Annotated in this window: 22 protein-coding genes; 9 read left to right on the top strand and 13 right to left on the bottom strand. The window is 34.4% G+C overall.

The window, feature by feature from the left end; translation table 11 throughout:
- The first annotated feature begins 74 nt into the window (after positions 1–74).
- Complete coding sequence (gene dnaA, locus DTUR_RS00005) at positions 75–1,406, top strand: chromosomal replication initiator protein DnaA (protein WP_012582428.1); 1,332 nt, start codon at positions 75–77, stop codon at positions 1,404–1,406.
- Positions 1,407–1,408: 2 nt separating this feature from the next.
- Here dnaA and hflC read toward each other — a convergent pair whose 3' ends face one another.
- The 5 genes from hflC to DTUR_RS00030 all read right to left on the bottom strand — a co-directional run bounded on the left by hflC (position 1,409) and on the right by DTUR_RS00030 (position 7,650).
- Complete coding sequence (hflC, locus tag DTUR_RS00010; RefSeq protein ID WP_012582429.1) at positions 1,409–2,254, bottom strand: protease modulator HflC; 846 nt, start codon at positions 2,252–2,254, stop codon at positions 1,409–1,411.
- The gene (hflK, locus tag DTUR_RS00015; RefSeq protein ID WP_012582430.1) at positions 2,251–3,240 is read right to left on the bottom strand and encodes an FtsH protease activity modulator HflK; all 990 of its coding nucleotides are present in this window, start codon (positions 3,238–3,240) and stop codon (positions 2,251–2,253) included. The genes hflC and hflK overlap by 4 nt, the downstream gene beginning before the upstream one ends.
- 10 nt (positions 3,241–3,250) lie before the next feature.
- Positions 3,251–3,655, bottom strand: a complete 405-nt coding sequence (locus tag DTUR_RS00020) for a TFIIB-type zinc ribbon-containing protein (RefSeq protein ID WP_012582431.1) — start codon at positions 3,653–3,655, stop codon at positions 3,251–3,253.
- 176 nt (positions 3,656–3,831) lie between these two features.
- A complete protein-coding gene (locus tag DTUR_RS00025) occupies positions 3,832–5,886 on the bottom strand; it encodes a PEGA domain-containing protein (protein WP_012582432.1) in 2,055 nt (684 codons plus the stop codon).
- Between the two features lie 90 nt (positions 5,887–5,976).
- Complete coding sequence (locus DTUR_RS00030; RefSeq protein ID WP_012582433.1) at positions 5,977–7,650, bottom strand: diguanylate cyclase; 1,674 nt, start codon at positions 7,648–7,650, stop codon at positions 5,977–5,979.
- A 166-nt stretch (positions 7,651–7,816) separates the two neighbouring features.
- Here DTUR_RS00030 and DTUR_RS00035 point away from each other — a divergent pair, with 166 nt between their 5' ends.
- Positions 7,817–9,076, top strand: coding sequence for a BPG-independent phosphoglycerate mutase family protein (locus DTUR_RS00035; RefSeq protein WP_012582434.1), 1,260 nt, complete (start codon positions 7,817–7,819; stop codon positions 9,074–9,076).
- Between the two features lie 27 nt (positions 9,077–9,103).
- Here the strand turns inward: DTUR_RS00035 and DTUR_RS00040 are convergent, their stop codons facing one another.
- From DTUR_RS00040 to DTUR_RS00050, 3 genes are read right to left on the bottom strand one after another with little or no spacing between them, the layout of a single operon-like run.
- On the bottom strand, positions 9,104–9,880 hold the full coding sequence (locus DTUR_RS00040) for a hypothetical protein (RefSeq protein ID WP_012582435.1): 777 nt from the start codon (positions 9,878–9,880) through the stop codon (positions 9,104–9,106).
- A complete protein-coding gene (locus tag DTUR_RS00045; RefSeq protein ID WP_012582436.1) occupies positions 9,871–10,569 on the bottom strand; it encodes an ABC transporter permease in 699 nt (232 codons plus the stop codon). Before DTUR_RS00045 ends, DTUR_RS00040 begins: the two co-directional genes overlap by 10 nt.
- A complete protein-coding gene (locus DTUR_RS00050) occupies positions 10,566–11,585 on the bottom strand; it encodes an ABC transporter ATP-binding protein (RefSeq protein ID WP_012582437.1) in 1,020 nt (339 codons plus the stop codon). Before DTUR_RS00050 ends, DTUR_RS00045 begins: the two co-directional genes overlap by 4 nt.
- 24 nt (positions 11,586–11,609) lie before the next feature.
- Here DTUR_RS00050 and DTUR_RS00055 point away from each other — a divergent pair, with 24 nt between their 5' ends.
- Complete coding sequence (locus DTUR_RS00055) at positions 11,610–12,026, top strand: ferritin-like domain-containing protein (protein WP_012582438.1); 417 nt, start codon at positions 11,610–11,612, stop codon at positions 12,024–12,026.
- A 7-nt stretch (positions 12,027–12,033) separates the two neighbouring features.
- Here the strand turns inward: DTUR_RS00055 and DTUR_RS00060 are convergent, their stop codons facing one another.
- The 4 genes from DTUR_RS00060 to recF are packed head-to-tail and all read right to left on the bottom strand — an operon-like array spanning position 12,034 to position 18,486.
- Entirely contained in the window at positions 12,034–12,789 is a 756-nt protein-coding gene (locus DTUR_RS00060) for a type 1 glutamine amidotransferase (RefSeq protein ID WP_012582439.1), read from the bottom strand.
- The gene (locus DTUR_RS00065; protein ID WP_012582440.1) at positions 12,779–14,113 is read right to left on the bottom strand and encodes a Mur ligase family protein; all 1,335 of its coding nucleotides are present in this window, start codon (positions 14,111–14,113) and stop codon (positions 12,779–12,781) included. Before DTUR_RS00065 ends, DTUR_RS00060 begins: the two co-directional genes overlap by 11 nt.
- Positions 14,094–17,462 (bottom strand): reverse gyrase, encoded by a 3,369-nt coding sequence (gene rgy / locus DTUR_RS00070; protein ID WP_012582441.1) that lies wholly within the window; start codon positions 17,460–17,462, stop codon positions 14,094–14,096. Before rgy ends, DTUR_RS00065 begins: the two co-directional genes overlap by 20 nt.
- A 1-nt stretch (position 17,463) precedes the next feature.
- Positions 17,464–18,486 carry a DNA replication/repair protein RecF gene (gene recF / locus DTUR_RS00075; RefSeq protein WP_012582442.1) on the bottom strand — a complete coding sequence of 341 codons (1,023 nt, stop codon included), beginning with the start codon at positions 18,484–18,486 and terminating at the stop codon, positions 17,464–17,466.
- Positions 18,487–18,682: 196 nt separating this feature from the next.
- Here recF and DTUR_RS00080 point away from each other — a divergent pair, with 196 nt between their 5' ends.
- Genes DTUR_RS00080 through dnaJ form a run of 3 tightly spaced genes read left to right on the top strand, consistent with a single transcriptional unit; the run spans position 18,683 to position 22,177 of the window.
- Complete coding sequence (locus DTUR_RS00080; RefSeq protein ID WP_012582443.1) at positions 18,683–19,207, top strand: nucleotide exchange factor GrpE; 525 nt, start codon at positions 18,683–18,685, stop codon at positions 19,205–19,207.
- On the top strand, positions 19,185–21,008 hold the full coding sequence (gene dnaK / locus DTUR_RS00085) for a molecular chaperone DnaK (protein WP_012582444.1): 1,824 nt from the start codon (positions 19,185–19,187) through the stop codon (positions 21,006–21,008). Before DTUR_RS00080 ends, dnaK begins: the two co-directional genes overlap by 23 nt.
- Positions 21,009–21,010: 2 nt before the next feature.
- A complete protein-coding gene (gene dnaJ / locus DTUR_RS00090) occupies positions 21,011–22,177 on the top strand; it encodes a molecular chaperone DnaJ (protein WP_012582445.1) in 1,167 nt (388 codons plus the stop codon).
- Between the two features lie 84 nt (positions 22,178–22,261).
- On the opposite strand, the gene DTUR_RS00095 is transcribed toward dnaJ, so the two are convergent.
- Entirely contained in the window at positions 22,262–23,353 is a 1,092-nt protein-coding gene (locus DTUR_RS00095) for a hypothetical protein (RefSeq protein ID WP_012582446.1), read from the bottom strand.
- A gap of 239 nt (positions 23,354–23,592) precedes the next feature.
- Here DTUR_RS00095 and lexA point away from each other — a divergent pair, with 239 nt between their 5' ends.
- The 3 genes from lexA (at position 23,593) to DTUR_RS00110 (ending at position 26,994) form a co-directional block, all read left to right on the top strand.
- Positions 23,593–24,192, top strand: coding sequence for a transcriptional repressor LexA (gene lexA / locus DTUR_RS00100; RefSeq protein ID WP_012582447.1), 600 nt, complete (start codon positions 23,593–23,595; stop codon positions 24,190–24,192).
- Between the two features lie 116 nt (positions 24,193–24,308).
- Positions 24,309–25,763: an NAD(P)/FAD-dependent oxidoreductase gene (locus tag DTUR_RS00105; RefSeq protein ID WP_012582448.1), complete on the top strand. Its 1,455-nt coding sequence runs from the start codon at positions 24,309–24,311 to the stop codon at positions 25,761–25,763.
- Positions 25,747–26,994: an NAD(P)/FAD-dependent oxidoreductase gene (locus DTUR_RS00110; RefSeq protein ID WP_012582449.1), complete on the top strand. Its 1,248-nt coding sequence runs from the start codon at positions 25,747–25,749 to the stop codon at positions 26,992–26,994. Before DTUR_RS00105 ends, DTUR_RS00110 begins: the two co-directional genes overlap by 17 nt.
- Position 26,995 lies beyond the last annotated feature (1 nt).

Below are 26,995 nucleotides of genomic sequence, written 5' to 3' on the forward strand. Positions count from 1 at the left end.
TTTAATTGTAATAAAAAATCTCATTTGATAAAATTATTTTTGTCTCAAATTAAAAACTTTTGGAGATTTGTATTATGGATGACATAAAAAGCATTTGGGAAGAGGCTCTTTCTTATCTTTCCTTAGAGATTAGCAGACCTGGGTTTGAAACATGGATAAAAACCCTCAAACCTCTCACCCTTGAGGGTAGCAAAATAGTTCTACAAACTCCAAATAAATTTTCAAAAGACTGGTTAGAAGAATATTACCTTCCTCTTATAGAAGAGGTAATAAGAAAGGTAACCCAGAAGGATTTTAAAGTAGAGATCCTTGCCGAAGAAAAAGAAGAGAATATTCCTGAGGATAAGAAAGTAGAATATCTTTCTACCTCTTATAACAATTTAAATCCTAAATATACCTTTGATACTTTTGTAGTAGGAGATAGCAATAGATTCGCTCACGCAGCTGCATTAGCGGTGAGCCAAAACCCTGGTAAAGCCTACAATCCCCTCCTTATATATGGAGGAGTAGGATTAGGTAAAACCCACCTTATTCATGCTATTGGTCACTCTATTCAAGAAAAATACCCGAAGGCAAGAGTAGTTTACGCCTCTATGGAAAAATTTACTGTGGAACTTATTGACGCCATAAAAGAAGATGGTATGACAAAATTTAGAAATAGATATAGAAATATTGATGTACTCTTAATAGATGATATCCAATTTTTGGCAGGAAAAGAAAGAACACAAGAAGAATTCTTCTATACTTTTAATGCTCTCTATGAAGCTGGAAAACAAATTGTACTCACCAGTGATAGGGTTCCAAAGGAAATTCCAACCTTAGAAGATAGATTAAGATCTCGCTTTGAGTGGGGATTAATTGCAGATATTCAACCTCCAGATCTTGAAACCCGAATAGCCATACTAAAGAAGAAAGCCGAAGCTGAAAAAGCAAAAGTACCTGATGAGGTTATTGAGTTTATAGCCTCTCAAATCCAATCTAATATTCGTGAATTAGAGGGAGCTTTAATAAGAACCATAGCCTTTGCCTCTTTAAACAATATGCCTATAAATCTTGAACTTGCAAAAACCGTTCTTAAAGATATAATTCAACCTCAGATAAAGAATATAACTATCCAAAATATACTTCAAGCTGTGGCTGAATACTTTAATATTACTGTTGAACAGTTAAAAGGTAAGGGAAGATCTCAAGAAATAGCTGTTCCAAGACAAATAGCCATGTACCTTGCAAGAACTTTAACTGACCTCTCCCTCCCTAAAATTGGAGAAGAATTAGGAGGAAGAGATCACACCACAGTACTTCACGCCTATGAGAAGATCCAGGAACTTTATCAAACAGATCTTTCCATTAAAAAGGCTATACAAGATATACAAAATCGATTAAGAAACTCTAACTCTAATTCTTAAGTTTATTTTTTCCTTAAATATTTGAAAAGCTCAGAGTCAGGAGTAATTATCAACACATTACCAGGAAGAGTGCTCTTGTAAAGCTCTAAGGTTTTAAGAAACTGATAAAATTCGGGATCTGAAGATAGAGCAGTTTGAAGTATTTTGCTTGCTTCTGCTTCACCCTTCCCCTTTAACTCCTGAGCCTTTCTATATGCCTCTGAAAGAATAATTACTCTCTTCTTTTCTGCCTCCGACTTTATTCTCTGAGCCTCCCTTTGCCCCTCTGCTCTATAAAGAGCAGCCTGTCTTTGTCTTTCTGCTGTCATGGAATCATATATCTTTTTGAGATTTTCCGCAGGAACACTCACCCTTTTCATTCTAACGGTACTTATTTCAATACCAAGTTCCTTTGCTTTTTCCCTTGATGATATTGTTATCTCTTCAAATACCTCTTCCCTTTTCTTAGAAACTATATCATCAAAGTCATACTGCCCTACCACTCTTCTCATCTCACTATAGATAATATCATCAAGCCTCGCCTGAGCTCCCAGTTCATTTCTTACTGTCTTTAAAAACAATATGGGATCATAAATTTTAAAAAGAGCAAAAGAATCCAAAATCATAGACTTTTTATCCTTCGTAACCACTATGGTAGGCTCTGAATCATATTGCAGAATTCTTTTCTCAAAAAATATTACTTCCTGTACAAAGGGCTTTTTAAAATAAAGACCAGGCTCTTTTACCACCCTTACTGGCTTTCCAAATTCAAGGACCACAGCCTGATTTGTTATATCAACTATAAAGATGGAAAAAATCAAGATAAATAAAATAATAAAGAGAATTACACCTAAATAAACATACTTCATTTTTTATCCCCCTCTTGAAGAGTTATGGTACTTGTGAAAAGCTCTGATGGAAAACTATATATTTTCATAGATCCCTTGGGATCATCAATTATAATAATCTTAGTTTTTGGAAGCACCATCTCCATAGCCTCTAAATAAAGCTTTGTCCTTATAAGAGATGGAGAGTTTTTATATCTTTCAAGTAGTGCTTTAAATCTTTGAGCATCGCCTTTTGCTCTCTCTATTTGTTGGTCCATATAAGCCTCTGCTTCGGCAATAATTTTTGCCGCTTGACCTTCTGCTTCGGGAACAATCTGGTTGTAATATGCCTGAGCTTCAAGAATAAGTTTATCCTTTTCTGATTTTGCATTTATTACATCTTGAAATGCTGGTTGGACAGGCTCTGGGGGAACTACGTCTTGAAGTTGAACATTCACAATCTTAACACCAAAATTGTTATTATTCAATAAATTTTGCAAAAGAGTTTTTACATTATTCTGAATTTCTTCCTTAGAAACTGTTAAAATCTCGTCAAATTCATACCCTCCAACGATTTGCCTCATAGAAGCCTGAGCAAGGTCACGAAGAAGTTTCTCTTCTCCCTTCACATTACTAAGATAAGATACAGCATCAGTTATCTGGTATTGAACCACAAAATCTAAATCCACAATTTTACCATCCTTGGTCAAAAGAAGAGATTCCTCTTTCACATCTCTATATTGAGGAGGAGGTCCCAAGGTTATAGTGCGAAAACCAATTTCAAGTCTCCTTATTGCTGAAACATCTATTTTAATAACCTGATCTATCAAGGGAATCTTCCAATGAATACCGGGATCATACATACCAATAATCTTCCCAAATCTCTTTACTATTCCTACCTCCGCAGGTCCCACAAAATAAAAGCTTGAAAAAACCAAAACCAATAAGATAACTACAATAATGATAGTAAAAATTGTTTTTATGGATAAATTATTTTTGGGAAATTGGAAATCAGGAAAATTTTGCATAAAATCCCTCCTATCTTTTAATGAAATAGGATAAAATCTTTAAAATCAAAAGTACTACAGAAACAAACTGAGACATTTTATAATCAAGCTCAAATTCATTTTGTTTCTTTAAATCTTCTTCTCCCTTTTTTAAAAGAAGATCAATCTTTTCTTCAAGCTCCTTAGGAAGATTTTCTCTACTTTCTTTGTTAAAACTCTCTTTTCTACTCCTTTGATATGCCTTATACTTTCTCAAGGAATCTAAGGGAAGCCACATCCCAAAACATTGCTCACAGTAATAAATAACTATATCCTTAGGTATAAGAGGATCTTTTAATAACATTAGTGGACTTTTGTCGTTAGGGCATATAGAGGGTTGGCATAAAGACTTTATACTTTTTTCAATGGAAAATTTTTCCACCTCTTCAGGTTTCATAGAATAGAGTTCATACTTATCAAACCATATTCTACCACAATGTTCGCATTGATCTACTTCTATGTATCTTACATAGTGGGCAAGAACTTTTTTTAGGAATTAATATGTTTCCGCAACAAGGACAAATCTTCATTTTTAATTTATAAAGGGGAGAGAAAATTCTCTCCCCTAATTTTCTATTTTCCTTCCACAACTATTTCCTTTAATCTAACATTATTTAATGCATCTTGCAATATTCTGAGAGTAATGATGTTTTCTTTACTTGGGTCAAAATAATCTTTTATATTCCATTTAACAATAACATAATCCTTATCTTCAAATCCCATAGGAAGGGTTATAGGTTTTCCATTTACAAGCACTATAAGAATGGGATCTAAAATGGATTTTTTCTTTTCATCTTTTTCAAAGAATAGGTTTATACTCAGTATTATATCCTTAAAATTGAAAGGAGCAGGAACTTTCACTTCAAAAACTCCAGAAGGTCTCATTACAAGGGCATATTCTTTGCCTTCTTTGTCCATAAATACATTTTCAGCTCTTAAAACTATTAAATTACCATCATATCCACCCTTTGTAAAGTTGAGGTAATAAGTCTTAGTCACCACAACGGGAACAAGAGTAAACATATAACTTACCTTGTCCCTTGGTTTTACTACAATTTCCGTATTAAGATCATTATACCCCTCTAAGGAGAGAGTTAATGTATATCTACCTTCTCTTAAATATAAAGTGATGGGAGTTGTACCTTGATATTTTCCATCAACATAAACTCTTGCTCCCCTTGGCTGAGAGTCTACATTGACTTCAGAAGATATAGGCTTAAGGGTAACATTTAATTGTTTTACATCTCCAGGATTAAGATAAACCGTCTCTGAGTAATCTTCATAGCCCGAAAGAGTAACCCTTACAGAGTAGGAGCCAGAAGAAAGATCCGTTATGGATAAGGGAGTTTTACCTTTATATACTCCATTAATATATACATCCGCGAAGGATGGTGTTGAGAAGATATTTAAGGTAGCAGAAAGAGGTACTAAAGTAAAATTATAGTTTGAAACTTGCCCAGAATAGACATCTACAAATCCTATATAATCTTTATACCCACTTAGTCTTAGCTGTAGTTGATATCTACCTGGATTAAGGTTATTGATTACAATAGGGGTTTTCCCTCTATAGACTCCATTAAGATAGACATCAGCACCTTGAGGCACTGAATTCACACTTAAAGAGCCATAGAGCGGAACTAAAGAGTAGGAGAGATATGTAGTTCTATTTGGCTCTACTTTTATAGTTTCTATTCTCTCTTGATAACCTGAATATACAATTCTCAGCTGATAGGTCTTTGCAGGAATATTATATAAAATTAAAGGAGTTAATCCTCTATAAGTTCCATCAAGATATACCGATGCACCTCTTGGTTCTGTCTCTATTCTCAAATTTCCATAAGCAGGTTGCAAATTAAAAGTATATTCTCTATCTCTTCCCTCTTGAACTACTATATTGGTGGAATAATCTAAATATCCTTCTTTCTTTAAAGTTACCCTGTAATTCCCTGGAAGTAACATTAAGGTTAACGGAGTTGTACCTTGATACTCATCATTTAAGTATACCTGTGCTCCCGAAGGATTAGAGTAAATATTAATCTTTGATCTTACTTGAGCTTCCTGAACATAAAAATAGGTTACACTCTGGGCCCAGGTTTTACCCTCTTCTTTCCTCAAGGTTTTCTGCAAATTTTCAAGGGCCGTTTCTACTTTTTTTTCTATAACACTTCCTGGAGCCATACTTTCAAATCTTTTACCAGGAAATATTTCAAGTGGTTTCTTAGTAATTATCCCTACTACATACTCTTTTCCAAAAGGTGGAGTTACTTTAAAGCTGTAAGTGGGTTTATCTGGAAAAGTATAAGTTTTATCCTTTTTGATGAAATTATCCTTAGAATAAGAATTTGGGAATATTAACTTAAATTGACCATCAGGAGTTATGTCAAATAGATATAAATAAACATCATCGTTTGCCTTTACATAAATTATTAAATTCTCTCCCACTTTATATACGCTTCCCTCGGGTTTATTCAACCAAAGATCTAAATTTAAAACAGGTTGAGGATTAGGAACTATAATTATTTTCTCCCATTCTCTCTCGGGTTGAATCTGTATCTTTTCTTGTGCAGCCCCCCCACTTAACATTATTAAAACAAAAACAAGGACAAACAAAGAAAGCAATCTTCTCATAAAAAATCCCTCCCTTAATATGTTCTCACTACAGGAAATTATAGCAGTAAAAGGAATATAAAAAAGTGATAAAAGTTACATAAATAAAGACTAATAATTATTTATCCCTGCCTCTTTTTTTCTCTTTTTCTCTTCATACATCATTTTATCTGCCATCTGCAAGAGCTCCTCTATACTACAAGGAGACTCAGGATTATAAAAAACTGTACCAATGCTCAAAGAAAGTTTATAAGCTTTATCCTTCCTTTGATTCGATATTTCAACCTTATGTCTTAACCTATTTAAAATCTCATCTTTATCCTCTTCCTTCTCTACGACTCCAAGAATAACAAATTCATCTCCTCCAATTCTTGCTATCAAATCATTCTCTCTAAAAGTTTTTTTCAGTATATCTGCAGTCTCTTTCAGAGCCAAATCCCCAATATTATGACCTAAATTATCATTTATCCATTTCATGTTATCAAGATCTATAAAGATTAGAATTAAGTTCTTTTTTAATCTTCTTGCAAGGCCCATGGTATGTTCAGCAAGAGTAATAAAACCACGCCTATTATAGAGTCCTGTTAAAGGATCAGTATTAGAGATCTTCTTCAATTCTTCTTCTAACTGCTTTCTATAAGTAATATCTAAAACGGTACCAAGAATAGCAGGCTTTCCTCTATAAGTAGTATTCACAGCACAAAGTTCAAAATATACTGTATTACCATCTATCTTTCTTATGCCTTTAAACTCATCAATCACATAATCAAGTTTTCTCTCTCTAAGTACACGTATTCGGTGTAAAAACTTTCCTTTATCCTCTTCTGCAATGATCTTTAAAAAGTCCGTAATGTCATTTAACTCAAAGGGATATCCAAGAATTTCTACAAGTTGAGGGTTTATATAGACCATCTTGTTTTCTTGAGAAATAAAAACTCCTATTAAAGATTGCTCAGCAAGTAATCTATAGCGGTCTTCTAATTCTTTATAATTTTCCCATAATATGTTCTCAAAAATTATTCCCGATAGATAACTGGAAAATCCCTCAAGATAAGATATTAGTCTATCGTCAAGAGGATCTCTTTCCTTAAATTCCAAAAGCAGTACTCCAAATAAGGAATTACTTTTCTTAAGAGGAATAGCAATAGCAGAAAGAGTCCTAAGGGTTACACTTCTTACTGTAGTTTTACGCATATCTGGGTAATATAGGATCTTTCCCTTATTTATCACATGATAAAAGGGATATCTTTCATCGTCCTTTTTTAATTCTGCTTCTATAGGTTCTGAATAGTGTCTTATTTTTAGATCTCCATTATCCACAAGAGCAATACATCCAAATTTTGCCTTAAAAACCTTTAAAATAGTATTAAATATTTCCTTTTCTAATTCCTTAGTATCCTTTTTATTAAAACCCTTTATTAAATTAAAGATATCTTGAAAAACAACCTCTTCTGTTTTATCAAGAATCTCTGTTATTATTCCTACTACTTTATCATTCATTTTTATAGGAGTAATTTTTACTTCCTCAAAATTCTCATCAAGGACAATCCTCTCTCCGCTCAAAGCTCTTGAATAATAAATAGCCTTATCGTTGAATTGTGGAAGTACCTCAAGTAATGGCTTATTCATAATTTTTTGATCTTTGATTTCAAAAAACTTTTCAAAGCTTTTGTTGTAAAAGATCAACCTTAATTTATCATCAGTGAAAAACACAGGATAATTTACTTCGTTAGAAAACCAAGATAAAAATAAATCCTTTGATTTAATCCATTGAAAAACTTCCATCCCTTCTTTCCCCCTACTACTTTTGCTCTTAAAGCATTAACTTTAATTTACCACAAATATGAAATAAATTTCAAGAACTCTTTTAACTTATTTTTAATATGTTTCCATGATAAAATTTACTTATAATGATAAAAATATGGATGCTTAAAAAGAAAGGAGGATTTTGATGAAGAAAATTTTATACGTGGTGCTTGACGGCTTAGGAGGAACTTCTGATCCGAAGCTCAATGGTAAAACCGAATTAGAAGTCGCAAAAACTCCTAACATGGACCGTTTAGCCCAAAAAGCAAAACTCGGTCTCATGTATCCTATAGGTCCCAATATTGCTCCTGAGTCTGACGCAGCAGTTTTAAGCATTCTTGGTTATGATGTGGATAAATATTACACTGGAAGAGGTCCCTTAGAAGCCCATGGAGCAGATATTGAAGTTAGAGATGGAGATCTTGCTTGGAGGGCCAATTTTGCAACAGTAGACGAAGAAACCTTAAAGATCCTTGATCGAAGAGCAGGAAGAAATTTATCTACAGAAGAGGCAAAAGCCCTTGCAGAGGAGGTAAATCAAAAAGTAAAGCTGGAAGATGCAGAATTTATCTTTAAAGCCACCGTAGGACATAGAGGAGTTCTGGTTATAAGGAGCAAAAAAGGAAAACTTTCTGCCAATGTGGAAAATATAGATCCCGGGTATAAGAGACATGGACCTTATAGTATTGCCATTTCCAATCCTCCATCAGAAGTACAAAAATGTATCCCCCTTGATGATTCTGAAGAAGCAAAAGAGGCTGCAAAACTTACCAATGAGTTCGTAATTAAAGCCTTTGAAGTACTAAAAAATTCTGAAATTAACAAAAAGAGAAAGGCAGAGGGTAAAAAACCTGCAAATATAATTCTATTAAGAGATGCAGGAGATTCTCTTCCTAAGGTCCCAACTCTACAAGAGCTTTATGGGCTTACCTTTGGAAGTATTGTAGAGATGCCTGTAGAAAGAGGAATTGCACTCCTTACTGGAATGAAAGAAGTACCTATAGAAGACGCTACCAATTACAAGCTTTGGGCAGATAAGGTAATCTATGCTTTAGAGCACTATGATGGAGTATATGCCCATTTAAAAGGTCCTGATGTACCTGGACATGATGGGGATTATGATAAAAAGATCAAAAGTATAGAAGATATTGATTCTATTTTCTTTGAAAGTCTCTTACCTAAGCTTGACTTTTCAAAAGTGGTTATAGCTGTAACTGCAGATCATGCTACCCCTTGTATGTTAAAGTCCCACTCCGAAGATCCAGTACCACTAATGATTATTACCAATGGAATTACTCCTGATGGTCTTACCTACTTTGGAGAAAGTGCTTGTAGTAAAGGTAGCATTGGGAAAATTAAAGGAACAGAACTTTTGCCTCTTCTTGTAAAAATAGCAAAAGAATAGATCTAGGGAGGACACTGTCCTCCCTTTTTAATAATTGACCTTCCTTGTCAAGGTTCCTCTTCTTTTTGAAATTTTTTCTGCTAAATTAAAAGAACCTATCCCCAGAATTAAACTCAAAAAAGTAGTGAGCAGGCTATAAACTAGAAGTTGTTGAGAAGAGATATGATTCAAAAAGAGAGATTTTAGTCCCATAGATCTTCTTCCCCCCTCTATAAGGTAGAGAAAAGGGTTTATAAAGGAGAGAAATCTTAAGAGAAGTTGAAGAGCAGAAACTGTTCCCTCTATCAAATAATTAGCACCCTCTCCCATAAAAAGAGAAAAAGATGCTAAAAATAGACCAAAACCTATGCCTGCTAATAGGAACAAAAAGACATACAAGAAAAAGCTGTGAGATAACTGATAAGATGAACCTAATAATATGAAGAGAAAAAGAATCACAAAAGCACTAAACATCTCAGAAAAACCTACCCCAAAAGACCTAGCGATTATCTTAAACAAAAAACTTCCTGGCGCAATATAGATAGGAATTAAAGTCTCATAGAAATTTCTATCATCAAAAATTGTCCAAACCATTCCCGAACTGGTACCACTTAAAATGTAAAACAAAAGATTCCCTGCAAGAATAAAATAAAAGTAATCCATAGCCTCTTTGCCCCTTGCGAAATAAACCACTAAGAATAAAATCTCCACCATAAAAAGAGGTCTTACAAAACTATATAGTAAAAACCAGTACCACTCAGTCCAATTAGTCCATATCTTCCACCCAAGAACCAAAAGAGAATAAAACCTTCTTACTATTGCCATCTTACGATTAATCTTCCCTCTCTTCTCGCTATGGTCTCAATTCTTTTAGCAAGGTAAAAGGAACCTCCTATGTAAATGCCAGATAAGAAAAGAAGTATAACTGTTTCTAACTCCACTGTTAAAAAAGCAAAAGGTTTACTTCCTAAAATCAAAGTTTGTCTTAAAGCATCAAGTCCTAAAGTGGTGGGAAGCAAAGAAGATAAAAAGGATATAATAAAAGGAAAAACTTTTACAGGAAAGAAAAACCCAGAAAAAAGATAGATAGGCTCTTGGAGAAGACTTGCAAGATGCCAAGCCTCTCTTCCCGAAAGAAGAAAAACACTAGAAAGCATCATACCAAGACCATAAAGAGCTATCAATGTTATTGAAAAGATAAAAAGAGCTGAAGAAAGATTACTAAAATCTACAGGAATTTTAAAAATCAAAATACCAAGGATGAGAATAGAAATAGCTCTTACTGAAGCGGCTACCATACCGCCAAGGGCCATGCCTATAAGGATACTATTTATGGAACAAGGTGCAATAAAAAAGATAGGAAGATTTCCTGTCATCCTTTCCCAATAAAGTTGAGATGCCATAGACCACAAAATATTAAGCCAATAAGCAATCATGGCTCCACCAAGAATAACAAAGGCATAAGCAAAATCAGGCACATTAAGAGATTTATATATAAATACAAAGGTGCTCACTCCAAGAAGGGGAAGAAGGACATCAAAAGGGATCCAGAAAAGATCCCTTTTGATGTCCTTCTTCCTACAATCTTTATAAAAGCCTCCTCTAAGGATGGTTCTTTCCTCCTCAAAAATAGAATTTTTTCTCCTTTTTCATTAATATAAGAAAGAACATTGCTTATTAAATTTTCCTCCCTCAAAGAAAACTTTATATAAATTTTTCCATCGAGAAATCTTTTCTCAATAAGTCTAACTCCTCTTATCTCATTAAGATCTAAATCACCGCTATATGAGACTTCAATCTCATAAACTATATCCTCTTGTACCATAGCCTTTAATCCCATGGGCGTATCTAAGGCAAGGATTTTACCCTTATCAATAATAGCTATGTATTTACAAAGCTCTTCTACTTCTGAAAGGTAATGGGTCGTAAGAATTACTGTCCTATTCCCTTCTTTCACCCATTCTTTCACGTAGTTTCTTATAAATCTTGCGGATTCCACATCAAGCCCTACTGTAGGTTCATCAAGGAAAAGTACCTCAGGATCATTTATTAATCCTCTCATAAGTTGCAATCTCTGTTTCTCGCCTGTAGAAAGAGTATTAAGAAGGCTCTCTGCTCTTTCTTTAAGTCCAAATTCCTTTATATAAAAATCAATTTTTCTTTTTGCTTCCCTTAGATTAAGCCCATAAAGTTGAGAAAAGAAAAAAAGATTCTCTCTTACGGTGAGTATTCCATACCCTGGATTTTCGCCTCCTGAGACGAGATTTATCTTAGACCTTATCTTATTAAATTCCTTTTCTACATCAAAACCAAGAACAAAAGCCTTTCCACTTGTAGGAAGTAAAAGAGTAGTAAGAATCCTTATCAAAGTGGTTTTTCCTGCACCATTCCTACCTAAAATGCCCAATATTTGTCCCTTTGTTATCTGTAAGTTTACATCCTTTAAAGCTTCTATTATCTTTTTCTCTCTCTTATTAAAAAAGCTTCTTGAAAGATCAATAGTTTGTGATATATTATTAAAAGTTGTAATTTATCCTTAGGGAGGTGAAATAAAATGGCTTCTAAAGAACTCTTAGATCTTTTAAATGATGCCATTGCAAGAGAGCTTCAAGTTTCCATTCAATACATGTGGCAACATGTTCAATGGAAAGGGGCTGAACATTTCGCAGTAAAAGATGAGCTTAAAAAAATTGCTATTCAAGAAATGAAACATGCAGAAAGTATTGCTGAAAGATTATTTTACCTCGGTGGTATACCTACTACAAAACCCTCTCCTATATTTATAGGAGAAACCTTAAAAGAAATGTTAGAACAAGATGTAAAGGATGAGCAAAATGCTATTGAGCTTTATAAGAAGATTATTCAAAAGGCAAGAGAAGAAGGAGATATTACTACAGCAAAGCTCTTTGAAGATATATTAAAGGACGAAGAGGAGCATCACGACACCTTTACAAGCCTTCTTGAAAAGTAGTCCCTAATTAGAGGGAAAGCCTAAAATAAAGCTTTCCCTCTCTTAAAATTTTTTTCTTTACCCTTTCATGAGCAAGCATTTCTTCACAATCGTTTAATTCAGGTAAATTAATCTCTTTTTTATATTTTCTTTCAAGGGCTTTTTTAATGATATAATCCGCAAGGTGAGGATTTTTTGAAAGAATGGGACCATGTAGATAAGTTCCAATAAGGTTTTTATAAACTAATCCCTCTTTTTCATCTTTTCCATTATTTCCAAATCCTTTCATAACCCTTCCTAAGGGCTCATAATCATGATAAGTTCTTCCCCCATGATTTTCAAAACCCACAATAGTCTTTGTTTTCAAAGGCAAATTGCTCTCTATTAAAATATTGCCTATTAATCTTCCTTTTTCTGCCCTCGTATAAAAATCTAATATGGAAAGCCCCTCAATCTTATTTCCATAGGCATCAAGATAATATCTACCCAAAAGCTGATATCCTCCGCATACTGCAAGGATACAAGCTCCATCTTCAACCATATCTTTTAAAAGACTTCTAAATTTAAAAAGATGAGAATAAAGTATTTCTTGCTCCCTATCGGATCCTCCTCCAAGAAAAATTATATCTGCATCCTCTAAATCTTTCTCATCATCCCTAGTAAAATTTACAATATCTGCTTTTATACCTCTCCACTTTAATCTCCTTTCAAAAACAATAATATTCCCCCTATCCCCATATAAATTCAAAAGATCAGGATACATATGGTATATTTTAAGCTCCATCTTTAACCTTTCCTATTAGAATTTTTCTACTTTTAAAAAGAGCAGTATAAGTAGGAAGTATATAAGTTTTACAAGGAAAAGAGATAGAATAATCTATAGCCTTTTTCAAATTTTCTTCAAGTTGAAGTTTCTCACGAGGAATCTCCGCATACTTTAATCTCACCAGAAGATCCTCTCCTCTAGTACCCGAAACAATAATCTTTTGTATTCCCTTTAGATCATTTATCTTCTCAAAATCCACATCCCATATCCAAGAAACATCTCTTCCATCGGCAATATTATCATTCAGAATAAGAAGAAGAACTTTTTCCTCTTTATCGTCCTTAATAGTATCTAAAACCTGATTATATCCAGCAGGATTTTTAACAAGAACTATTATTCTATCAAATCCCCTATAAATAAATCTTTCAAGCCTTCCCAATTTAAATTCGAATTTAGAAATTATATTAGAAGTCTCTAAAGGATCAAAATTAAGAAATCTCAAGATAGAATAAGCAGACAAGACATTATAAAGGTTATATACTCCGGGATACTTAAAGGTAAGATCATATTTTTTACTTTTTTCCGATATCTCTATAGTCCATATTCCATTTAAATGGGCAGAAGAGATATAAAAATCATATTCAGGATTTTTAAAACCACACTCGCAACTATACTTTCCCAATTGAGAATAGTTAAAAAACTCATAATTTAACTTCCTACCACAAAAGGGACAATATATACTCTCCTTTATTCCTTCTACCCCTTCCCTTATCTTTACTCCAATCCCATAAAAAATCTTTCTATTAGAAAGCCTTGAAAACCTTGCTACAAAAGGATCATCCGCATTTAGAATAAGGGTGGTATTTTCTTTTATGGAATTTAATATTTTATTTACTGTAATATCAATCTCTCCATAACGATCGAGTTGATCTCTGAAAAAATTAGTTATTACCACATATTGGGGCAACAAATCCTTATATACATAAGGGAAAACACCTTCGTCTACTTCAAAGGTTCCAAAATCAAAAACCCCTGAATTCTTAATATAGGATGTAGCAATACCACTTTTTAAATTTGCTCCTTCCAAATTCCCTATTACTTTGTATCCTTTGCTTCTTATCACATAATTTAAAAGATTATTCGTAGTAGTCTTCCCATTGGTCCCAGTGATTAGAATTCTTATTCCTATTCTTTTTGAAATTTCTTTTAAAAAATCAGGATATATCTTTAAGGCAACCTTTCCAGGAAAGGTAGTAGCATCCAGGTTAAGAATTTTCATAGAATAGTATATTAACTTACCTACAAATAAAGCAAAATAAAATCTAAACTTTTTCAAGCTCATTTCTTAAACTTTTAAGAATTTCTTGATAATCCCTCTCTCCATTTTCAACCTTATCCATCAGCTCTTCTAATTCTCGAGTAAAATCCTCCCTCACAAAACGAAACTTCTCTTGGTCCGAATTAAGATATTGATAGACCTTCTCCCCTAAGGGTGTAGGTATGAGATATCCATTTTTCTCTATTACATATCCTCTCTCAAGGAGCCTACTTACAATAGTAGCATAAGTAGACGGTCTTCCAAGACCACGCTTTTTCATCTCTTCTACAAGAGAGCCTTGGGTAAACAATGGCACCTTAGGAATACTATAGAAGAACTTGTTATTAACTACATCTATCTCTCCCTCAGGTATTTTAGCAAGTTTAATAGGGAAGATTTTATCAAAACCATTTTGAACAACTTCTTCATAAACATCCAACTTTTGCTCTTTATCAATGGCTTTCACTAAAACCTCATATCCCCTTAATATCACATTTCTCATCTGAGAGGCAATAAACCGCTTAAAGACAAGATCATAAATCTTTAAGTGATCAGGAGTAAATCCTTCAAGCTCTCCCGAATATATCATGGCTTTAATATCTTCCACATCAAGAACCCTGGTAGGTCTAATACACTCATGGGCTCCACCTTCTCCCCAAGTTCTTCCCCTAAAATATTCCTCTCCAAATTGCTCATTTATATATTCTCTTGCCACATTTATTCCTGTATCCGATACCCTTGTAGAATCAGTACGATGATAAGTAATAAACCCTCTTTCAAAAAGTTCTTGAAGCACCTCCATAGTTCTTGAGACCGAAAGCTTAAACCTATCAGAAGCATCTTTTAATACGGCATCAGTAGTGTAGGGGGGAAGAGGACTCTTTTCTTCAACTTTCTCAGTCTCTTTTGTCACCTCTATATACTTAAGCTCATTGTAAAATTTTTGAGCTTCATCCTTATTTTCAAATTCAAATCTCAAATCAAGTCCATCTTTCTTTATTAATACTAAATATACTCTCTTCTTATTTTCCTTTGCCCTCTCAATTACCCATCCTAAAACAGGAGTTTGCACCCTTCCAGCAGAAAGATAGTTTTTGTAGAATATCCTCTGAATAAGTTGAGATAATTCAAAACCCACCCATCTATCAGATATCCTTCTTACCACTTGTGCCTTAACAAGATTTTCATCCACATCTCTATATTCTTTTAAAGAGTTAAGTATTGCCTTCTTAGTTACCTCATGAAATTCCATTCTTCTTATCTCTTTTGTAAAGGGAGAACATAAATTTTTAAGATCCCATGAGATCTTTTCTCCCTCTGTATCGGGATCAGTTGCCACAAGAATCATTTCAAATTCCTTGCTGGCATCCCTAATGCCAGAGATAATTTTTTCTTTTCCCTCTATAGGTTCGTAAACAGGTATAAATTTACCATTTTCAATAACCCCATAATAACCAATTTCTTTATTTAAATCCAAAATATGCCCAAAAGAAGCAGTAATAACTAAATATTTATCCTCAGTGATTACCTCAAAGAGTTCTTGTCCATTTACATTTCTTGAAATGGGTCTTCCAAAGAAATTTGCAATAGTCCATGCTTTATGAGGAGACTCCACAATAACCAATACAGGCTTCAGAAAGTCATCTCTTCTTCCTTCTTTTTTTCTAATTTTTTCTCTGTCTTCATCAATCTGTTTTAAAATTTCGTCAAGATTAACAGTATTTGACTCTTTAAAAATAATATCTGTGCTAAACCACCATCTACTCTTTCTTACTAAGTTATTAAAGACCTTTTTATCCTCTACAAGAATATAACTTAAACCCTTAGATATTCCTCCCACGTAGAGCCTTGAGGTCCTACCCGACGCCTGAAGATATCCAGTAATATCAGAAACCACAAGGACCCACTTCCCATTTTCCTCTCTTATGGCAATATCATCGGCACTTTTTATCTTTTCATAAACCTCAGGAGAAAGGATAAAAGCTTTTATAATATTTCTTAATTCCTCAACTTTATCCCTCGGAGGATTTAGCATAGATGAATATCTTTTTAAAGTCTTCATCCATCGGTCCAAATTAGCTACATGTTTTTCTAAATTCTTATCCCTAGCAACCAGAGGTCTTATAGAGGCAAGGGCTATAAGTAGATGCCTTACATTTCCTTCAAGATCAAGATTTACTACAATTTTGGGAACTCCATAAAAAATAGCATATCTTATAACCTCTGGAAGATCTAAGCCCCTAGCAAGAGGATTTCTATAAGAGGATATACCTATGAGAACAAAAATCTCACCTTTTTGATATTTTTCAAGAACCTCAGGAGTTAAATTGTCATAACTTTCTGCACTTATTCCTTCATTTATTAGTAAATTTTTAACTTCGTCTACATATTCCTTTCCGAAATCTGAAGAAAGGAACACAAGTCCACCTTTTCCTAATCTTTTTACCCTTTCCACAAGGGTTTTATTAAGATCTTCTACTTCCTCATATATATCTTCCACATTTCTTAAATAAAATACTGGCCTTCCCACATCAAAGGCAAGAAGTTCTTTAAATAACCTTATCCTCTCCGATTTTGGATTACTAGTGGCGGAGGAAACCACCATAACTCCTTTTGCCTTCTTAGCTATTTTTCTTACCTCTTCTTGCATTCTTTTAACTTCTTCTTCTCCATTTTTCCTCATACGTATATAACTCATGGTAAGGTTTATATCTTCTTCGCTAAAGCCAAGAAGATATAAAGCTTTATCAATATTCTTTGCAGTTTTTAAGAAAGAGTCCACATCATCCACAAATACAAAGCCAAAATCTTTAGGAATAATATCCACGTTTTTATAGAGAAACATAGAGGAGGTAATTAAAACTTTAAAATCACCCTTTTCTAATCTTTCTCTTTTTTCTTCCTTTTCTTTTTTAGTATCATCAAGACCAAATACAAGAAGATCTTCTTCCCTTATTTTGTCTTTTAACTTTTCATAGCTTTGAAGGATAAGAAGTTTTGTGGGAAGTATTATGTAAGATTTTTTATTTTTCTTAGCAAAATATAATGAAGTAGCAAGACCCCATGAAGTTTTACCTATTCCTGTAGGAGCAAGGAGAGCAAAAGATCTTCCAAGAAGAAGTTTTTTAGCCCAAAATTTTTGAAGTTCCCAAGGTTCAAAACCAACAAAGCTCTTAAATACTCTTTCCCATTCACCATATTTTTTCTTTAAAGAGCAAAGATCATAATCCTCTTCTTTAATATGATTACATAAGACTTCTTGCGGAACTTCTTTAGGAAGACATTTTTCACAGAGAAGCCCCGCAAGAAGTCTCTCTGAAGCTATATCTCCACCACAGTTAGGACAAAGATTCTTAAAAATCGCTTCTATCAAGCTATCCCTCCAAAGTTAGACCTATATTATAGGCACCAAGAAGTGGAGATAAACTTGCAATTATAACTTGCCCAGACAAATGGGATATAAATTTCTCAAGTAAGTGTGGATCTAACACATTAACGGGATCATCAAAGAGAAATACAGGCTCATATAATTTTGTTTCCTCTATAAGCTTCCTAAAGGCAAGGACCAAGGAGAGATAAAGTAATCTTTTTTGCCCTTCGGAGGCAAAGTACTTGGCAGGATTTCCTTTGTAATAGAAGGTATAGTCATCGTGTACATGAGGACCTACTGTAGTTATACCTCTTGCTATATCCTCCTCAATATAATCCACTATATTTTTACCCTTGAATTCAGAGATATATTCCACTTTAAACATGGGATCAAGATATTTAGATAACTCTTTTATCATAGTCTCTCTTTTCTCAACTATTTTTTCAGCCAAGGGCTGCATCTCTTTTGCTAAGTATATCACATAATCTCTATCTATGTTCTCTTCTTTTAAAAGATCATTTCTCTCATCAAGAAGTTTCTCATAGTTTCTCAATATCTCATAATACTCAAGATCTAAAAGGGAGAAAATATCATCAAAGAAGTCTCTTCTTTGAGTTGCATAGCCATCTATCATAGCATAATCTTTAAAACTAAAAGGAATAGCTATAAATATCTCTTGTATATCCCTAAATCTCTTTACTTTAAATCCATCAAGATATGCTATCTTTTCCTTTTTTATTTCATCATGATGATAGCTAATAGTAATCTCATGAGACTCATTTCCACTTAAAATTTTACCATTTATTTCAAAAAACTTTTCTCCAAGTTTTATAAGTTGATGATCTCTTGCCCCCCTAAAAGATCTTGGATTAGATAAATAAGCAACTGCCTCAAGAATAGAAGTCTTTCCTGAACCATTAGGACCATATATTACATTAATTCCATCCTTAAAATTAGTTTTAAAATCGGAGAAATTTCTAAAATTCCTCAAATAGATACTCTCTATGACCATTCTCTTTTTCTCCATTTTTTCACCCCCTAATAGTAATTTTAAGATATATATATTTTGTCTATATATATTTTATAAAAATGAGTAAAAAAGTCAATGAGAACTATTATAAAACAACTTAACTTGACATTTTAAATATAAATTATAAACTTATAAATGGTTTAGCACTCTTATTGTTAGACTGCTAAATATAACTTGAAGAGGTGAAATAAAAATGGAAGAAAAGGATCTAATAGAGAATGAAGAAAAGGAAAAAACCGAAGAATATGTCCCTAATGAATGGGAGATAAAGTATGTAAGGCTTCAAGCAGAATTTGAAAACTTTCGTCAAAGACTAAGAAGGGAAAAAGAAGAATGGCAAGAAATTGCTAATGCAAGACTTTTGAAAGAGATTGTAGAAATAATGGACAACTTTCAACTTGCTTTAGAATCTATAAAGCATACAAGAAAGAAAGATGCCATAATAGAAGGTGTACAGATGATATATAAACAATTTGAGAATCTTCTGGAAAAAGAGGGTGTAGTAAAAATGGAAACAATAGGTAAAAATTTTGATCCTAATTTGCATGAGGCAGTAGGAATAGAAGAAGTTTCTGATGGAGAGGACAATGTCATTTTAAAAGAAATCTCTCCTGGTTATTTATTCAAAAACAGATTACTAAGACCTGCAAGGGTTATAGTCTCAAAAAAGATACAAAAAAAGGAGGTAGATGAACATGGCGAAGATAGTAGGAATTGATTTAGGAACTACAAACTCTCTAATTGCATATCTTGAAGGTGGAAGGCCTGTGATAATACCAAACGCAGAGGGAAGTAGACTAACCCCCTCCATTGTTGCCTTTACCAAAGATGGACAACTTCTTGTAGGAGAGCCTGCCAAAAGACAAGCAATTGTTAATGCAGAAAGAACTATAAGATCTATTAAAAGACATATGGGAACAAACTATAAGGTAAAAATTGATGATAAAGAATATACTCCTCAGGAAATCTCTGCAATGATTTTAAGAAAACTTAAGAGAGATGCGGAAGCATATTTAGGAGAGAAGATTGAAAAGGCAGTAATAACTGTACCTGCATACTTCTCTGATGCTCAGAGGCAAGCTACAAAGGATGCAGGAGCTATCGCAGGGCTTGAGGTAGTAAGAATAATTAATGAACCTACAGCTGCAGCTCTTGCTTATGGGCTTGATAAAGAGGGACATCAAAAGATTTTGGTCTTTGACCTTGGTGGCGGTACCTTTGATGTATCCATCTTAGAAATTGGAGAAGGAGTATTTGAAGTAATAGCTACTGCAGGAAATAATAGACTTGGCGGAGATGACTTTGATGAAAGGATTGTAAACTGGCTGATTGAAAACTTCATGGAAGAACATGGAATTAATTTAAGAGAGGATAAAACTGCCCTACAGAGACTATATGAGGCAGCTGAAAAAGCAAAGATTGAGCTTTCCTCAAAATTACAAACAGAAATCAATCTTCCTTTCATTGCAATGAAAGGAAATACTCCATTACATCTTTCCTATACACTCACAAGAGCAAAATTTGAAGAATTAACCTATGACTTGGTAGAAAAAACCAAAGAGCCTACCGAAAGAGCCTTGAAAGATGCAGGTCTTTCTCCATCTCAAATTGACAAGATAATCCTTGTGGGTGGAGCAACAAGAATGCCATGTATACAGGAATGGATAAAGAAACACTTTGGAAAAGAACCTCAAAGAAATGTTAACCCTGATGAGGCAGTAGCTCTTGGTGCAGCTATTCAGGCAGGAGTAATTGGTGGAGAAATAAGAGATATTGTGCTTGTGGATGTAACTCCTCTTTCCCTCGGTATTGAAACCCTTGGTGGTGTGTTTACAAAAATAATTGAAAGAAATACTCCTATTCCCGTTTCCAAGAGCCAGATCTTTACTACTGCAGCAGATTATCAAACCAGTGTAGAAATCCATGTATTACAAGGTGAAAGAGCCCTCGCAAAAGATAATATCAGCCTTGGAAGATTTATCTTAGATGGAATTCCACCTGCTCCTCGTGGAGTGCCCCAAATTGAAGTAACCTTTGATATTGATGTAAACGGGATTGTTCATGTCTCTGCAAAGGATAAAGCAACAGGAAGAGAGCAAAGAATAACCATTTCTAACGCCATAAGACTTTCTGAAGCTGAAATTAAGAGAATGACAGAAGAAGCAAAGAGATTTGAAGAGGAAGATAGAAAGAGAAGAGAAGAGATTGAAACCAAAAACCAAGCAGAACATCTTATATATACTGCAAGAAAAACTCTAAAAGATTACGGAGATAAGGTGAGTAAAGACATAGTACAGAAGGTAGAAGATAAAATAAAGAACTTAGAAGAATTAATTAAACCCGAAAGAATAAACGTAGAACAGGTTAGAAAAGGCATGGAAGAACTTACTCAAACCCTTGGAGAGATAGGACAATTTATGTATCAATCAGCAGGAAGTACTGCAGGAAATCCGGGACAAGGACAAAGCACTGAAAATCCCGGAGGAAAAACCATAGACGGAGACTATAAGGTGAACTAATTATGCCTGGAAAAAAAGATTATTATGAAATCCTGGGTGTGCCAAGAAATGCCACCCAGGATGAAATAAAACAGGCATATAGAAGATTAGTAAGACAATACCACCCAGATCTAAATAAAGATCCGGGTGCCCAGGAAAAATTCAAAGAAATTAACGAAGCTTATGAGGTACTCTCTGACCCTCAAAAAAGAGCTCAATATGACCAATTTGGAAGTGTAGGGGATTTTTCAGGATATGGAGATTTCCAAGGAAATTGGCAACCGGGAGGTTTTGATTTTGAAGATTTAGGAAGAAATTTTGAAGATATCTTTGAAAGCTTCTTTGGAGACAGTATATTTGGAGATCTATTTGGAAGAAGAAGAGAAAGAGAGAAAGCCCCGAGAAAAGGGCAAGATCTAAGGTATGATATAAACATTACCTTGGAAGAAGCAGCCTTTGGAGGAAATAAAGAAATATATATAACAAGGCTTGAAACCTGTCCTACCTGTAAAGGAACAGGGGTAGAACCAGGAACAAGCCCCATAAAATGTGATATGTGTAATGGAACAGGACAGGTAAGAAATATGAGACAAACCCCCTTTGGCCAATTTGTTCAAATAACCACATGCCCTAAATGCCATGGTACAGGACAAATAATAACCAACCCATGCCATGAATGCCATGGTACAGGAAAAGTAAGGAAAAAAAGAAAAATTGAATTTAAGATACCAGCAGGAGTTGATGAAGGATACGTGATAAGGCTTCCAGGAGAGGGAGAGCCAGGTGAAAATGGAGGCCCAAATGGAGATATATACATTCATGTCCATATAATTCCCCACAAAATATTTAAAAGAGAGAATGAAAATATTTGGATGGAACTTCCTTTAGATTACCTTATTGCCCTCCTTGGAGGAGAGGTAGAAGTACCCACCTTGGAAGGTAAGGAGAAAATCTACATAAAGCCTGGAACTCAAACAGGCGAAATAATCACCCTAAAGGGCAAAGGAATACCATATCTTAGGAACAAAAATCAAAGAGGGGATCAAAAAATTGTTGTAAAAATTACTGTACCCCAAAGCTTATCCCAAAAGGAAAAGGAACTCCTTCTCGAGATAGCAAAAATCAGAGGAATAAATGTGGAAAATAATAAAGGGTTTTTTGAGCAAATAAAGGAATCTTTCAAGAAGTGATCTGTTTCATTTTCCAATATAAAGGAAAAAGTAGTAAAAAATAAAAAGCCCTCCCCACATGGGGAGGGCTTACGGTTTCAGTAATTAGAATCCAATCATTAACTTGCTCTCTGCGTAGAATTTACCTCTTACATCTACGCCCCAGAGATTATCTGCACCTGTGAGATTTCCTCTATTGAAGCCGTTAGCGCTATAATCATCATAATCAAAGCCATAGCCTAAGAGTAAGTCATGGGATACTCCACCACCAAGACTTACAGACCATTTTGCAAATCCACCGACGAGAGTATCTGGACCATTTGCTAAGGCTGCACCAAGAGATAAGGATCCAACTGGTACAGGAGCAGAAGCAGAAACATAACCAAATATTGTATAAGTTTCAGCTGTATTGTATTCTGCATATACGGTTGTATTGGGTACTACTTTGTCAGCAGTAACAGAAACCTTGAAAGTCTTTGCCTGAAGTTTATAATTTCCATTTACAGTCACTTTTCCTTCAACAGCTTTAACTGTTACTCCGATAAGTTGCTCAGGATTACTTGCAGCCTCACCACATACTGTTAAGGATACAGGAGCTGTAACTGGAGTTACAGATCCACCTACTGCCCAAGCACTTATTGTAGTATATGTAGCAGCCTTATTAATTAAGCCGTAGAGGGATACGCTTACTGGTGTAGATAAAGAGGCCTCAGCTTTTACAGCAAGAGCCGCATCAGCCCATAAATTAGATTTCCACCAGGTATCCGCTGGAGCGTATGCTACAGTCACTTTAACAGGTGCCATATCGGCAACCACACTTATAGCAGTGGAAGATACAACATTACCAACCAACCTTGTAGAAAGGCCACCAAAGGTTCCTTTATAGAAGCTCAAAGTTAATGGATTATTGAATAATTTTGCAAAAGTGATTGTTCCAGTTGGAGATGCACTCCCACTAAGATCATAAGGTAGATTTACCTTAAAGGTTGCATTCACGCTACCAAGATTAGAGCTTCCAGAAAGGGAGAAAGTTAAGTTTCCAGAACCCCAAGTACCCCATGCAAACCCATAACCATCAGAGAAAGGTAGAAATCTTGTATGAAAACCTACACCTATCCAGCTTGATGTACTAACATTAGCAGCAAATGCAGGAACCACTAAAAGAGCTAAAACTAACAACCATACAAATCTCTTCATTTTTCCTTGACCCCCTTAGGATTTTTTTTATAATTTTTTATAACTCACTGGTAAGTTTCGAAACCTTACCTTACCAGCCTACTTTTTTGAGTGGCACCTAAAGGTCTTCTCTTCACCTCCTTTCTTGCCACCCAAAAAAGCTTTAACTGATTGTTATTTTACTAAAAATCTTTTTTATGTCAAGTACTCAATAATCACCTTACTCCATGAATAAGTAAAATGATATAATCAAAACAGAAATGTCCAAAAGTATTTTAAGTAAAAAACAAAAAGAAGTATTAGACTTTATAACCTCTTTTTGGAAAAAGGAGGGAAGAATTCCCACAGTAAGAGAGGTTTCAAAGGCTCTTGGCTTAAATTCCTCAGGTTCAGGATACTTCCATATGAAAGCCCTTGTAGAAAAAGGATATCTATCTCAGGATAAAAAGGGCAGATTTTATTTAAGAAATCTAATAAATGAAGAAATAATTTATCTTCCCCTTGTAGGGACCATTAAAGCAGGAATTCCCGTAGAATCCCCTGAATATGTAGATGAATATATTCCTGTTCCTAAAAGCTTTGTAAAAATTCCTGAAAAATCCTTTTTATTAAAGGTTAAAGGGGATAGTATGGAAGGAGCACACATCCTTGACGGAGATCTTATTATCGTACAAAAGCAAGATATCGCTCAAAAAGGAGAAATTGTGGTAGCACTAAAAGATGGGGAATCTACGGTAAAATTCTTATCAGAAAACTATGGCATCCCTTGTTTAAAACCCGCAAACCCAAGATATTCTGAAATATATCCTCCATTTAAGATAATTGGAAAAGTAATTGGAGTAATAAGACTTTTCAAATAAAAAGCAAAATGTTATAATTTAAACAAAGATTTTGGGCGAGGAGAAAAAGGAGAACCGCCCTGACTCTTTTAGGGTTAGGGCGGTTTTTTATTTGTATAAAAAGGGGAGGAATATCTATGTATGACGTAATAATAATAGGAGGCGGTATTATAGGAGCATTAATTGTAAGGGAATTTTCCTTTTACAATCTTTCTCTCCTTCTTATTGAAAAAGAATCCGACGTGTCTATGGGAGCAACAAAGGCAAATAGTGCCATAGTTCATGCAGGCTATGATCCGATCCCTGGTACTTTAAAGGCAAAAACCAATGTAGAAGGAAATAAATTATATCAAGAACTCTGCGAAGAATTAAGTGTGCCTTTCAAAAGAATAGGAGCCCTTGTCCTTGCCTTTAATGATGAAGAATTAAAGACCCTAATGGAGCTTAAAGATAGAGGAATTAAAAATGGTGTTCCAGAGCTTTACATATTAAAGAGAGAAGAAGTTCTAAAAAGAGAACCCAATATTAGTAAAGATGTAAAATATGCCCTCTTTGCCCCTACATCGGGTATCACTAATCCTTTTCTACTTACCGTCCACGCCATAGAAAATGCCATAGGAAATGGACTTGTTGTAAAACTAAATGAAGAAGTAGTAAGTATTAAAAAGGAAGAAAAATTTTATCAGGTAATCACAAACAAAGATATATACTTAACAAAGTATATTATAAATTGCGCTGGAATAAACTCAGACAAAATAATTAAAATGCTTGATCCTGATTATCCTTTTGAGATCATTCCAAGAAAAGGAGAATACTTGGTATTAGACAAAAAAGTAAAAGATTTTGTAAAAAGCACCATCTTTCATGTGCCCACAGAAAAAGGAAAAGGCGTCCTTATAACACCAACGGTAGAAGGAAATATTTTAATAGGTCCTAATGCTGAAGAAATTCCCAACAAAGAGGACAAAAGTACCACCTTAAACGGGCTTTTAGAAGTTAAAGAAAAAGCAAAAAATTACTGTGAAAACATACCTTTTCCCTTAGTAATAAACACCTTTGCAGGTATAAGAGCATCAAGCACTTATAAAGATTTCTTCATAAAAGAACTTCCTGAGTTTAGAAATATTCTCCATATAGCAGGCATTGATTCTCCAGGTATAACTTCTGCTCCATCCATTTCAAAAATAGCATTGGAATGGCTTATGGAAAAGGAAAAAATTACTCCTAATAAGAACGCAAAAAGAACTCTTAATAAAATATTTTTTAGAGATCTTCCCGATGAAGAAAAAGAAAGACTAATTAAAGAAGATCCAAGATGGGGACATATAATTTGTAGGTGTGAGCATGTAAGTGAGATGGAGGTAATCCTTGCCATCCATTCAAAACTTCCAGCTATCACCCTTGAGGCTATAAGAAAGAGAACCCGAGCTGGAATGGGAAGATGTCAAGGTGCCTTTTGCGGATACCACATAATGAAGATCCTCTCAGAAGAGCTAAACTTACCCTTGCCCCAAATTACTTTTAAAGGTAGTGGATCCTACATGGTTAAGATGGAAAATAAAGCGAGGTGGAAGTATGTTAAAAGAAGTTGATATAGTAATCATTGGGGGAGGACCAGCAGGGCTTTCCGCAGGAATTTCCTCAGGAAAAAAGGGGAAAAAAGTACTAATCCTTGAAAGAAACGATGAGCTTGGAGGAGTGCTTAATCAATGTATCCATCCAGGTTTTGGACTCGTATACTATAAAGAGGAACTGACAGGTCCTGAATACGCCCAAAGATTGATACAAGAGATCAAAAATCTTAAAAACGTAGAATACTTTCTTAATACCATGGTGCTTCAAGTAAAGGAAGATAAAGAAGTAATTGCTGTAAATAGTGATGGACTTTGGAAAATTAAGGCAAAAGCAGTAATATTTTCCACAGGATGTAGGGAAAGGACCAGAGGAAACTTACAAATTCCAGGAGATAGACCTTCAGGTATATATACTGCTGGAACTGCCCAAAGATTAGTAAACATAGAAGGGTACCTTCCCGGAGAAAAAATTCTTATCCTTGGATCAGGAGATATAGGACTTATCATGGCAAGAAGACTTTTATGGGAAGGGGCAGAAGTAATTGGAGTTGTAGAAAAACTTCCGTATCCCGGAGGACTTACAAGAAACTTAGTCCAATGTCTTGAAGACTATAACATACCTCTTTTTCTTAAACATACTGTAGTGGAGATAAAAGGTAAAGACAGGCTTGAAGGAGTTTATATCGCACCGGTAGATGATCAGGGAAACCCTATCTGGGAAGATAAAAAATTTATTGAATGTGATACATTACTTCTTTCTGCAGGATTAATTCCTGAAAATGAACTTTTAGAAAATTTAAATATACCCATTGATATTGCAACAGGAGGCCCTTTTGTGGATCAAAATCTATCTACTTTAAAAGATGGATTTTTCTCTTGTGGAAATTCTCTCCTTGTAAATGACTTGGTAGATTATGTTACCATTCAAGGACTTCTTGCTGGAGAATCTGCTGTAAATTTTATAGAAGATGCTTTAAAAATAGAAAAAAGGATAAAATTAAAAATATCAGGAAACTTGCGATTTGTAGTACCCCAATACCTATCCTATCCTATAAATTTAAAGGATATAACCTTCTATATGAGGGTAAAAGAACCACAAAAAAAGGCAAAACTCTCATTAAAAGATAAAGAGAAAAAACTAAAAGAATGGAGATATCCATTGGTAAAACCTGCTGAAATGATTGTAGTCAGAATAAGATCAGAAGATCTTTATGAAGTAGAAAGTTTAGAATTTTCTATGGAGGGGTAAA

Source organism: Dictyoglomus turgidum DSM 6724, assembly GCF_000021645.1.
GTDB classification, from domain to species: Bacteria; Dictyoglomota; Dictyoglomia; order Dictyoglomales; family Dictyoglomaceae; genus Dictyoglomus; species Dictyoglomus turgidum.

Bases quoted from the DNA above. Each gene is read 5' to 3' on its own strand.
- DTUR_RS00025 (WP_012582432.1), bottom strand. From the start codon at position 5,886: ATGAGAAGATTGCTTTCTTTGTTTGTCCTTGTTTTTGTTTTAATAATG.
- DTUR_RS00110 (WP_012582449.1), top strand. From the start codon at position 25,747: ATGTTAAAAGAAGTTGATATAGTAATCATTGGGGGAGGACCAGCAGGG.
- dnaJ (WP_012582445.1), top strand. From the start codon at position 21,011: ATGCCTGGAAAAAAAGATTATTATGAAATCCTGGGTGTGCCAAGAAAT.
- recF (WP_012582442.1), bottom strand. From the start codon at position 18,486: ATGGAGAAAAAGAGAATGGTCATAGAGAGTATCTATTTGAGGAATTTT.
- DTUR_RS00040 (WP_012582435.1), bottom strand. From the start codon at position 9,880: ATGGCAATAGTAAGAAGGTTTTATTCTCTTTTGGTTCTTGGGTGGAAG.
- DTUR_RS00065 (WP_012582440.1), bottom strand. From the start codon at position 14,113: ATGAGCTTGAAAAAGTTTAGATTTTATTTTGCTTTATTTGTAGGTAAG.
- DTUR_RS00035 (WP_012582434.1), top strand. From the start codon at position 7,817: ATGAAGAAAATTTTATACGTGGTGCTTGACGGCTTAGGAGGAACTTCT.
- DTUR_RS00080 (WP_012582443.1), top strand. From the start codon at position 18,683: ATGGAAGAAAAGGATCTAATAGAGAATGAAGAAAAGGAAAAAACCGAA.
- dnaK (WP_012582444.1), top strand. From the start codon at position 19,185: ATGGCGAAGATAGTAGGAATTGATTTAGGAACTACAAACTCTCTAATT.
- DTUR_RS00095 (WP_012582446.1), bottom strand. From the start codon at position 23,353: ATGAAGAGATTTGTATGGTTGTTAGTTTTAGCTCTTTTAGTGGTTCCT.
- hflK (WP_012582430.1), bottom strand. From the start codon at position 3,240: ATGCAAAATTTTCCTGATTTCCAATTTCCCAAAAATAATTTATCCATA.
- dnaA (WP_012582428.1), top strand. From the start codon at position 75: ATGGATGACATAAAAAGCATTTGGGAAGAGGCTCTTTCTTATCTTTCC.
- lexA (WP_012582447.1), top strand. From the start codon at position 23,593: ATGTCCAAAAGTATTTTAAGTAAAAAACAAAAAGAAGTATTAGACTTT.
- hflC (WP_012582429.1), bottom strand. From the start codon at position 2,254: ATGAAGTATGTTTATTTAGGTGTAATTCTCTTTATTATTTTATTTATC.
- DTUR_RS00030 (WP_012582433.1), bottom strand. From the start codon at position 7,650: ATGGAAGTTTTTCAATGGATTAAATCAAAGGATTTATTTTTATCTTGG.
- DTUR_RS00060 (WP_012582439.1), bottom strand. From the start codon at position 12,789: ATGGAGCTTAAAATATACCATATGTATCCTGATCTTTTGAATTTATAT.
- DTUR_RS00105 (WP_012582448.1), top strand. From the start codon at position 24,309: ATGTATGACGTAATAATAATAGGAGGCGGTATTATAGGAGCATTAATT.
- DTUR_RS00020 (WP_012582431.1), bottom strand. From the start codon at position 3,655: ATGAAACCTGAAGAGGTGGAAAAATTTTCCATTGAAAAAAGTATAAAG.
- DTUR_RS00055 (WP_012582438.1), top strand. From the start codon at position 11,610: ATGGCTTCTAAAGAACTCTTAGATCTTTTAAATGATGCCATTGCAAGA.